The organism is Kitasatospora sp. NPDC058243 (assembly GCF_042882025.1).
Taxonomy (GTDB): domain Bacteria; phylum Actinomycetota; class Actinomycetes; order Streptomycetales; family Streptomycetaceae; genus Kitasatospora.
Genome location: NZ_JBHVWW010000067.1, coordinates 50,859 through 52,468, shown reverse-complemented (window position 1 = coordinate 52,468; position 1,610 = coordinate 50,859). Strand labels below are relative to the sequence as shown.

Genomic DNA, 1,610 nt, shown 5'->3' with positions numbered 1-1,610 from the left:
GTGCTTGTCCTTTCCCCCCCGCAGGGGGGGGGTTTGGGGTCTCGCGCCCTTTCCTTTTTGCCCCTTTTTCCGGCTGCGGGGAGACTTGTCCCTTCCCCCCCCCCCCCCCGCGCCGAACCGCTCCCACTTCCCGGCTCCCCGCCCGCCCACTGTGCGCGCAGCCGAATATGTAGACCGACCGATATATTTTTCCGCTCTCAGGACTCCGTTCGCAGGCCTCGTCGCGCGGCAAGGCCGAGGGTGAGCCGCCCCGCGCAGGAAGTCGGGCAGGCCGACTTCCTGTGCGCACTGCGGGCACGATCGAATCTGTAGACCGGTCGGTATATTCACTCCGGAGCCAGCAGCGCGAGCCTGCGGGCAAGGCTGTACGGCGCACGTGTCGCGGTTCCGCAGGGCGGGGTTCAGCGCAGCAGGTGCTCCAGCTGGTCGAGGGCGGTGGGCAGGTCGCGGGGGCGCAGGGCGCCCGGGGGGCGGCGGGGGCCGGTCCAGCCGGGGCCGGCGGTCAGGACGACGGGACGGGTGCGGGCACCGTGGGGGCCCCAAGCGGTCTCGGCGACACGGCGGGCCAGGGCCCGGTCGGCGGTGCGGGCGACCTGGGACCACAGCAGGACGGCGGGCGGGCCCGTGCGGCGGACCGCCTCCAACAGGGCTTCGGTCGGCAGGGCCGGGCCGAACATCCGAAACGGCAGGCCCCGTTCGGCCAGCCCCGCAGCCAGTGCCTCCAGTGGCAGGGCATGCAGTTCGGCGGGCATGCCCGCGAGCAGGACGGCCGGACCCTGCGGCGGCTCGACCCGGTCGGCGGCGCGGCGCAAAGCGGCGGCGACGTGCCAGGACAGCAGGTGCTCGACCTCGACATAGCGCTCGCCCTCGGCGGCCCACTTGCGGCCGGCGGCGCGCAGGGCGGGCATCATCACCTCGGTCCAGGCGGCGACCGGGCCGAGGGTGTCGACGCTGTGTCGCAGGATCCGGGCGAGCTCGGGGGCGTCGAGGCGAACGGCCGCGCGGGCCAGCCCCCGGCATTCGGGGCGGACGGTGCCGACGGGCAGGGCGTTCCCGCCACCGGGGGCCGGCCCACCGGCAGGCGGCCCCGGCGGCTCGGACGGCCCGGACACCTCGGACGTCTCTGGCGGCCCGGACGGCCCGGCCGGTCCTGGAGCCTCGGCGGCGAGGGCGAGGCGGGCGGCCTCGGCCGGGGTGACGCCGCGGGCGGTCAGGCGGCACATCTCCGCCAGGACGGCAACGTCCCGCGGGCTCCACTGGCGGTGGCGCCCGGGGTCACGCTGGGCGGGACCGATGCCGTAGCGGCGTTCCCAGGAGCGGACGGTGGTCGGGGAAACGCCGAGCATGCGGGCGAGGGCACCGGTGGTCAGGCTGGCCTGGGCCGACGGCCGGCCGGCGGAGGCAGACACGGGGACGGGGACCGGGACGGGCACATGCGTGAGCCTATGCGGGGCGGGCCGGGGCAGCGGGCGTCGCGGATGCGGGGCGGCGCAGCAGGGCTCGCTCCGCGGAAGCCATCGGCGCGCCGCCGACGGACAGAAGAGTTTATCCCTCTGTTGCCCCCACACCACTAGCAGGGGGGGAGGGGTGGGGGGGTTTGCCAGGTTTTG

Annotated in this window: 1 protein-coding gene; it reads right to left on the bottom strand. The window is 75.7% G+C overall.

Annotated elements, in window-relative coordinates:
- Positions 1 to 401 precede the first annotated feature (401 nt).
- Positions 402 to 1,433, bottom strand: a complete 1,032-nt coding sequence (locus ACFVX9_RS32175) for a MerR family transcriptional regulator (protein WP_387984943.1) — start codon at positions 1,431 to 1,433, stop codon at positions 402 to 404.
- Between the last annotated feature and the right edge of the window lie 177 nt (positions 1,434 to 1,610).